Origin of the sequence: Arthrobacter sp. NamB2 (genome assembly GCF_005281365.1) — a bacterium.
Classification (GTDB): domain Bacteria; phylum Actinomycetota; class Actinomycetes; order Actinomycetales; family Micrococcaceae; genus Arthrobacter_D.
Window position 1 is genome coordinate 1 of the sequence record NZ_SZWI01000012.1, and the last position, 8,337, is coordinate 8,337.

At 65.5% G+C, this 8,337-nt stretch carries 5 protein-coding genes and 2 riboswitches; all 5 genes read left to right on the top strand.

Features of this window, described 5'->3' with window-relative positions; translation table 11 throughout:
• The first annotated feature begins 322 nt into the window (after positions 1–322).
• Positions 323–449, top strand: a riboswitch (SAM riboswitch).
• A 202-nt stretch (positions 450–651) separates the two neighbouring features.
• The 5 genes from FDK12_RS14885 to FDK12_RS14905 all read left to right on the top strand — a co-directional run bounded on the left by FDK12_RS14885 (position 652) and on the right by FDK12_RS14905 (position 7,875).
• Positions 652–1,092: a PIN domain-containing protein gene (locus FDK12_RS14885; protein ID WP_137370282.1), complete on the top strand. Its 441-nt coding sequence runs from the start codon at positions 652–654 to the stop codon at positions 1,090–1,092.
• 564 nt (positions 1,093–1,656) lie between these two features.
• Positions 1,657–1,769: riboswitch (SAM riboswitch) on the top strand.
• Positions 1,770–1,872: 103 nt separating this feature from the next.
• On the top strand, positions 1,873–2,781 hold the full coding sequence (locus tag FDK12_RS14890) for a methylenetetrahydrofolate reductase (protein ID WP_137370283.1): 909 nt from the start codon (positions 1,873–1,875) through the stop codon (positions 2,779–2,781).
• Between the two features lie 47 nt (positions 2,782–2,828).
• Positions 2,829–5,204: a 5-methyltetrahydropteroyltriglutamate--homocysteine S-methyltransferase gene (metE, locus tag FDK12_RS14895; protein ID WP_137370284.1), complete on the top strand. Its 2,376-nt coding sequence runs from the start codon at positions 2,829–2,831 to the stop codon at positions 5,202–5,204.
• 111 nt (positions 5,205–5,315) lie between these two features.
• Positions 5,316–6,668 carry an O-acetylhomoserine aminocarboxypropyltransferase/cysteine synthase family protein gene (locus tag FDK12_RS14900; RefSeq protein WP_137370285.1) on the top strand — a complete coding sequence of 451 codons (1,353 nt, stop codon included), beginning with the start codon at positions 5,316–5,318 and terminating at the stop codon, positions 6,666–6,668.
• Between the two features lies 1 nt (position 6,669).
• A complete protein-coding gene (locus tag FDK12_RS14905; protein WP_137370286.1) occupies positions 6,670–7,875 on the top strand; it encodes a cystathionine gamma-synthase in 1,206 nt (401 codons plus the stop codon).
• Positions 7,876–8,337 lie beyond the last annotated feature (462 nt).

The following is an 8,337-nucleotide window of genomic DNA, read 5'->3' on the forward strand; positions in this document are numbered from 1 at the left end:
TCCAAACGCCGCGCGTTCGCTAGGGCTGGCAGACCGGAGCAGGGCAACCGGAACCACTGCCAGTTGTGATGACCGGCGCCCCCGCCGTCTTCTGGTCGCCTGCCTACGCCGGGGCGTTGCTTCCTTGCCGGCAGCCGTTCCTCGGCACGGCACTCATGCGGTTTAGAACGCTCAGCAGCAATGTGCACTGCCAAGCCGCAGTTGGAGAACGGATCCGGGTCCCATCTCCTGGTACGTTTTCGATTGGTTCGATGGACGCTGTTACGAACGATGACCGGAAGACCCGGAGCGGAACTGCGCTACGTGGCTATACTTGCTGGAGCTTCAAGAATTGTGGCCGCCAAGCTCCGACTTGGTCACATACCAACCCCGCGCTCGTAGGGTGGTTCGGATGAGGAAGTGGCCTGTATTCGCTCTAAGTGAGCACCCGGTGCAGGCAAGAGCTCGCGAAAGGACGCGGCCAAGCGCCGTCCGCTCATGACCAACTCGTCAGACACAGGCACACGACCTCAGATTCAGCTCGTGGCGATGAGCATTCAGGACTACGAAGTGCTGACGGCTCCGCGTGAAGCCTTCGTGAACTTCCTACTCAGGCCGCATGCGAATGATCGTGCTCCGGCCAACAACGTTCGCCCATCAGGGCTCTGAGCCGTGGCACCGTCGGGAGGTCTCCTCCTCGACACGGACGTCGTCGCCGAATTGCGCAGACGCACTCCCGATCCTGCCGTGGTGGAATTCCTCCATCGCCGGAGGCATTTCCGCATCTTCGTCTCGGCCATCACGATCGGCGAACTGCATTCCCTGAGCCGACAGGACGGGAGTTTCCACGGTATAGAACTAGAACCATGGCTTCGCGAATTCAAGGAACTCTACGGCTCGAATATCCTGCCCATCGACGTTGATGTGGCCATCGCATGGGGTCCGATAGCGGGCGGTGACGGTGTGCCGGCAGTTGAATCCCTCATTGCTGCAACCGCCGTTCAGCAGCATCTCTCCGTCGTGTCGGGAAACGTGGAGACCTACCGCAGGTTGGCCGTCCCAGTGATCAATCCCTGGGAAACGGATGCCCCGACCTCAGTGACTCTGCACTGACGGTCGCGCCGGCGGCCCACCGGACCGGTAATCCCTCGATCGAAGCGGACAACTGCACGGACGACAGCACGGACGAACTGTGGCCGCGACAGCACGGACAACTGCACGGACGACAGCACGGACGAACTGTGGCCGCGACAGCACGGACGAACTGTGCCCGCGACAGCGCTAAGGGCTGCGCCTCAGGATGCACGGACACCTGACTGCACCACCGACGTGGTGGCGACGTCGCGCTGCTGGCTGCAGTGACTGCCCGCGGCGAGGACCGCGAGGTCGACGCGTGACACTTCCCTACGTGTGGCACTTCCACACGTGATGAGGACCGATTGAGCGCTGGAACCTTCTCCTCGGCGTGGCCTGCCTGCCCCTCCTACGAGCTCCAATCTGCTTCTGACATCTCGCGTGACGGCACGAGCCGGGCACCGCCAATCCAGTGTTCTAGGCGCTGAATTTATGACGCCGTGGAGGCGCAGTGTGACAAGGCACGAGTCAGAAAACGTCATCCGACGCCATCTCATTGCAGGTTTGTGCCGGTGGCGGCGGTGCTGCTTACAGTGGTCCTACAAACCATCAAGAGCGGCCGAGAGATCTGGCTTGTTGACGCCGCAGCAACCATTCGATTGCCCTCCCGCCAGGGAGAGCAGTGGAAGCGGTGCTCCTGCCAGAACCGATGGAGACACATCAGTGAACGTACCTGAGGTCCCAGCGTGCTCGCAGACGGGTACCGCTGCACCTCGATCCGATCGTTGATCTACTCCCTCGGCCGTTTCGAGGAGTGGAATGACACCGCACGACCGGGCAGCAATACCGCCATCCTTGTCCTACGAGCTGTACCCGCCGGCGACTCCGGAAGCCGGCGACAGCCTGTTTCACACGATCGACGAGCTCTCAGCGACCACTCCGGATTATGTGTCGGTGACTTTCAGCGGCACACCTGGTCGTCGTCGGGCCTCCGTCGGGCTGATCAAGCACCTCGTTCGCAACACCAGGCTTCGTCCGCTTGCTCATCTGACCTGCGTCGGTGAGACGCGAGAGAGTCTCGACCGCTTGGTGCGGGAGTTTCTCGGGCTGGGAGTCAGGGGCCTGCTGGCACTGCGCGGGGACCTTCCGCGAGATCCTGAGGTTCCCTCCGGTGAGGTGTCGTTCGCGCACCAGCTGGTGGAGCTGATCCGGGACGTCGAGGCCCGTCACGGGGCGACACTGGCGGGCGGCAAGCTGGCAGTAGGTGTCGCGGCGTACCCCAATCGGCATCCCGAGTCGCCGTCGTTCCTGCACGACGTCGAGGTACTGGTCTCAAAACAGCGTGCCGGCGCCGATTTCGCGATCACTCAGGTGTACTTCGATCCCGCGCACTACGCCGCTCTGGTAGTGGCAGCCCGAGCCGCAGGCGTCACCATACCGATCATCCCGGGCGTGATGCCGATGGCGAACGTCCGTCGGCTCGAACGGCTGGCCATGATGACGGGCGTTCGTCCGGACGCTGCCTTGCTGCACCGACTGGAGACCGCATCCGATGACGGCGAGCGACGGCGGATCGGTGTGCGGGCGGCAGCAGTGCTGGCCCGGGCGGCCTTCGACGCAGGAGCTCCCGGCCTGCATCTGTACACGTTCAATGACCACCGCGCATCGGTCGAGGTCATCGATCAACTGGACCTGCCGGCTGCACGCTCACTCGCTGTCCCCGCATGAGCCGTCCCTCTCAGCAGAACATCACATCACTTCCAAAGGAGATCCCAATGAGCACCCCTAAAGCTTTCCCCACCGCCACAATCCTCGGCTACCCACGAATCGGACCGGGTCGGGAGCTCAAGAAGGCGGTGGAATCCTATTGGGCGGGAATCATCGACGAGTCCGGACTTCAGCGCGCAGCCGAGGAACTCCAGGACCGCACGGTCTCCCGCCTTATCGAGCTTGGTCTGGGCGGCGAGGATTCCTCGATCCCCGCGGACTTCGCCCTCTACGACCAGGTGCTGGATGTCACCGCTGCGCTCGGGGCCCTACCGACCCGCTTCGCTGATCTGGCCGACCAGGACGGTTCCATCGGCACCGCTGCCTATTTCACGCTTGCTCGGGGCGACGGCGAGCGGGCGCCACTGGAACTGACCAAGTGGTTCGATTCCAACTACCACTACCTGGTTCCGGAAATCGGCGTCGCGACGACGTTCACTGCCGTGGCCCACCGCCTGACGGCAATCGTCCGGCGGCAGCGTGAGCGAGGAGCGGTGCTGCGCCCGGTGCTGGTGGGCCCGGTGACCTACCTGCTGCTCGCCAAAGCGGAAGAGGGTGCGCCCACAGGATTCGACCCGCTGTCCCGCATCGACGACGTCGTCTCTGCGTACGAGGGCATCCTGGCGTCACTCGCCGAGGCAGGAGCCGAGTGGGTGCAGCTGGATGAACCGGGTCTGGTCAGCGACCGCGGCGGTGAGTTGGCAGCACCGGGTGGGTTGGTCGAGCGTGTGTACCGGCGGCTGGCCGGTCATGCCGAGCGCCCGGCCCTGCTGGTCACGACCGGTTATGGCACCGCGGGCAACCCGACGGCGCCCGGTCAGGCGCTCGCTGTGCTGTCAGCAGCCGGCGTCGAGGCCGTTCATGCAGATCTGGTCAGGGGTTCCAGGCCCTCCGACGAGGTGCTGCAGGGTTTGGGCGCGACGCGCCTGGTCGCCGGCATCGTCGACGGCAGGAATGTATGGCGGAACGACCTGCAGGCATCGCTGAGCGTGCTGGAGCAGTTGCAGGCCGGAACAGGCGCCACGGTCACGACGGCGACGTCGACGTCGTTGCTGCATGTGCCGCATGATGTGCGGGCCGAGACGGCACTGCCGGAGCACCTGCCGGCGTGGTTGGCCTTCGCCGACCAGAAAGTACGTGAGGTGGTCGTGCTGGCTGGGGGACTGGCTGATGGCCGGTCGACTGTGGCCACGCACCTCGAGGAGACGGAGGCTGCGCTGCAGCAGCGGGCACGCTTCGACGGCGTGGTCGTGGACCGGGTACGCAAGCGCATACGCGACCTGACCGCCGAGGCCTTCACCCGCGGCCCTGCCGAACGCAGGGCCGAGGTACAGCAGCAACGGTTGGGACTGCCGGTGCTGCCGACCACCACCATCGGGTCGTTCCCCCAGACCGGAGAGGTACGCAGCGCCCGGGCCGCGGTCCGCAATGGCAGCATCTCACCGGCGGAGTATGAGCAGTTCCTCCGGCAGGAGATTGCCCGCGTGGTGCGGTTGCAGGAGGGCCTCGGGCTGGACGTGCTCGTACACGGTGAGCCGGAGCGCAACGACATGGTCCAGTATTTCGCGGAGAACTTCGACGGCTTCGCGGCCACGGATCACGGCTGGGTGCAGTCCTATGGCTCGCGCTGCACCCGTCCGTCCATCCTGTGGGGTGATGTGTCCAGGCCGCAGGCATTCACGGTTCCATGGATCAGTTTTGCGCAGTCGCTCACCGAGCGGCCGCTCAAGGGCATGCTCACCGGCCCGGTGACCATCCTGGCCTGGTCCTTCGTCCGTGATGACCAACCGTTGGGAGATACAGCCCATCAGGTGGCGCTGGCGCTCCGGGATGAGATCGCCGACCTCGAGGCTGCAGGCATCGCGATCGTGCAGGTGGACGAGCCCGCCCTGCGCGAGCTGCTGCCGCTGCGTTCGGCGGATCACCAGCCGTACCTGGACTGGTCGGTACAGGCGTTCCGGCTGGCTACTGCCGGTGCCGGTGATCGGACACAGATCCACACGCACCTGTGCTATTCGGAATTCGGTGAGGTGATCTCGGCGATCGATGGGCTCGACGCGGATGTCACCAGCATCGAGGCCGCACGATCGCGCCTCGAGGTCGTCGCCGACCTGGCCGGCTTCGGTTACTCCCGCGGGATCGGCCCGGGGGTCTACGACATCCATTCGCCGCGCGTGCCCTCCGAGGAGGAGCTCTCCGCCCTCATCGCGACAGCGCTCGAGGCCCTTCCCGCGCAGCAGCTGTGGGTCAATCCGGATTGTGGACTCAAGACCCGGGGGTATGACGAGACCGTCCTGTCGCTGCGCAACCTCGTCGCTGCGGCCAGAACGGTGCGGGAGAGCGCCGATCTCACGACGACTGGACACGCACTGGCGCACTCCTGACCGCACGCGGCGGTCCTGCTCCGCTCCAGTGTCACGGGGCAGGGCCGCCCGCGGTCCTGCCCGGCAATCCGAATCCACGTACGTGACGACCGCTGACGAAGGAGCCCCTCGATGAGCACCGGTGATCCTGGCTTCACAGCCACCTCCCAGATCCATGCAGGCTACGAACCGCAGGCCCCCTACCGGTCGGTGGCTGTTCCCATCTACCAGACGGCCGCCTACGAGTTCCCGGACTACGCGTCAGCACGCAGCATGTTCGCGCTCAGGGAACCAGGCTTCACCTACACCCGCACCGGCAACCCGACCGTGGCGGCGTTCGAGCAGCGGATCGCAGCGCTCGACGGCGGTGTGGCGGCGCTGGCAACGGCAACAGGGCAAGCTGCAGTCGCCGTCGCCCTGTTGTCGCTGGCACGAGGAGGTCAGCACATCGTCGCCTCCTCGAAGCTCTACGGGGGAACAGTTGATCTGCTCACGGACACCTTCGCTGATTTCGGGATCGAGGTCAGCTTCGCCGATCCGCTGCACCCCGAGGTCTGGCGGGCAGCGGTGCGTCCTACGACAAGGGCCTTCCTGACCGAATCGATCGGCAATCCTCTGGCCACGCTGCAGGACCTTCCGGCGATCGCCACGGTCGCGCACGACGCCGGGGTCCCACTGGTGGTGGACAACACCCTGGCGACTCCGGCGCTGTACCGGCCGCTGGACCTCGGAGCCGACATCGTCGTCTACTCCGCGACCAAGTTCCTCGGCGGGCACGGGACAACACTCGCCGGCGCCGTGGTCGACGGCGGGCGCTTCGACTTCTCCAGATATCCGGACAAGTGGCCGCAGATCACCCGTCCCAAGCGTCGGTACGGCGGGGATGTCCTCTGGGAACGCCACGGTCACGGCGCCTATCTTGCACTGGCACGCAGCAAGTACCTTCATGATCTCGGCCCCTCCCTCTCGCCTACGAGCGCCGCGCATATCCTGCAGGGGCTCGAGACCCTGGACATCCGCGTTGCCCGTCATGGGCAGAACACCCGGGAGGTGGTGCGATTCCTGACCGGGCACCCCGCTGTCGCAGCGGTACACCACCCGTCGGTCCAGGATCACCCGCAGGCCGAGCTGGCGGCCAGGGACTTCCCCCGGGGTGCCGGAAGCGTGTTCTCCTTCGACCTGGCCGCCGATCCTGGCCAGGTAGAAGGGTTCATCGACAGGTTGCGGTTGTTCAAGCTGGTGGCCAACGTGGGAGACACGCGATCCCTGGTGGCCCATCCCGCGGCGATGACCCACTGCCGGCTGAGTCCGGAGCATCGGTTCGCGAGCGGAATCGCGGACACCACGATCAGGCTCTCGATAGGGCTGGAGACCGCGGGGGACCTCGTTGCAGACCTGGATCTGGCCCTCGCTCCGTTGATCGCGTCCGCTCGAGCGGACGCCCGTGCCGTCGGAGCCGTCGCCCCTGCAGGAACGGGAGCCTGATATGCCGCAGTACTCTGGATTCAACACCACGGCGGTCCACGCCGGGCAGGAGCCGGACCCTCTCACCGGGGCCGTGATCCCGCCGATCTACCAGACCTCGACCTTCGTCCAGGACGGCATCAACGTGCTGCGGGCGGGTCACGAGTACAGTCGCGGTTCGAACCCCACGCGCAATGGGTTCGAAGCACAACTGGCCGCGGTGGAGCGCGGTGACGCGGCCTTCGCGTTCGCCTCGGGGTTGGCTGCCGAGGACGCGCTGCTACGCGCCCTGCTCAGGCCCGGCGACCACATCGTGCTCGGCGGCGACGGCTACGGTGGCACCAACCGACTCATCAACGGGTTGCTGGGACCATGGGGTGTCACCAATACGGCAGTGGACATCACTGACCTGCGCGCGGTGGCCGCGGCCGTCCACCCTGGCTCGACGGCACTGCTGTGGGTCGAGACTCCATCGAACCCACTACTGAGCATCGCGGACCTGGCCGGCTGGGCCAAGATCGCCCATGACTCGGGGGCGCTGCTGGTGGTGGACAACACCTTCGCCTCGCCCTACCTGCAGCGACCCCTGGAGCTCGGCGCGGACGTGGTGGTCCACTCGACCACCAAATACATTGGTGGGCACTCGGATGTGCTCGGTGGGGCAGTTGTGGTGGCCGACCGAGCGTTCCGCGGCAAGATGCTGGCGGAGGCCATCGGCTACCAGCAGTTCGCCGGCGGCGCGGTGGCGGGCCCGCAGGATTGCTTCCTGGCCGCCCGCGGGCTCAAGACCCTCGGGTTGCGGATGGAGCGGCACAACGCGAACACCCAGGCGCTCGCCGAATGGCTCCGGGACCAGCCCGGTGTGGCCGAGGTGCTGTACCCCGGCCTGCCCGAGCACCCGGGCCACGCCCTCGCGGCCCAGCAGATGTCCGGGTTCGGTGGCATCGTCTCGGTGCGGTTCTGCGCCGGCGAAGCCGCTGCACGTCAGTTCGCCGAATCGACCCGCCTGTTCGCACTCTCGGTGAGCCTCGGCGGGGTGGAATCGCTGATCTGTTACTGCTCGGAGATGACGCACGCCTCGGTGCGCGGAACCGCGCTCGCGGCACCCACCGATCTGGTGCGGTTGTCCGTGGGCGTCGAGGACCTCCCGGACCTGCAGCAGGATCTGCTTGACGCTTTGCGGATCACGCGGGACGTCGTCGAGGGTACTGCCGTCCTTACCGCATGAGCCTCCCCATCAGCGCCAGGAGTGCTCCGCTGAGGACTTCCAATCCTTTGCACGACTGAAGTGGCCCACGGCGCCGGGCAGAAGATTCCTGCTGCGGCTCCGAGCAGGGCGAGCTTTTCGCACGACCATTCCTGCCCTCGCCAGTCCGTCGAAGCGAGTGATGCAGGCAACGCCGTATCGGTTTGCCCGTGCCCCGCACACCGTGTAATGTTTCATGAGTTGCCCCGGTGAGGGTGACCAACCCCTTCGAAATTTAGCGGTCAGTCTGTGCGCTCTGAAACGGGCCAGGAATTGACCTTTATTTGTGATGGGATTGCTTTGTCGAATTTGTATTCTGCAGGCTTTAAGCCAAAGCAGCGGATTTGACAAGGGAAATCGAAGTGAAATAAGCTGTGAACATAACGACGAGGGAAAACAAGCCGGGAAGGCGCGGAAGCGCTGGGTTTGCAAGTAATCGGACGT

Bases quoted from the DNA above. Each gene is read 5' to 3' on its own strand.
- FDK12_RS14890 (WP_137370283.1), top strand. From the start codon at position 1,873: ATGACACCGCACGACCGGGCAGCAATACCGCCATCCTTGTCCTACGAG.
- metE (WP_137370284.1), top strand. From the start codon at position 2,829: ATGAGCACCCCTAAAGCTTTCCCCACCGCCACAATCCTCGGCTACCCA.
- FDK12_RS14900 (WP_137370285.1), top strand. From the start codon at position 5,316: ATGAGCACCGGTGATCCTGGCTTCACAGCCACCTCCCAGATCCATGCA.
- FDK12_RS14905 (WP_137370286.1), top strand. From the start codon at position 6,670: ATGCCGCAGTACTCTGGATTCAACACCACGGCGGTCCACGCCGGGCAG.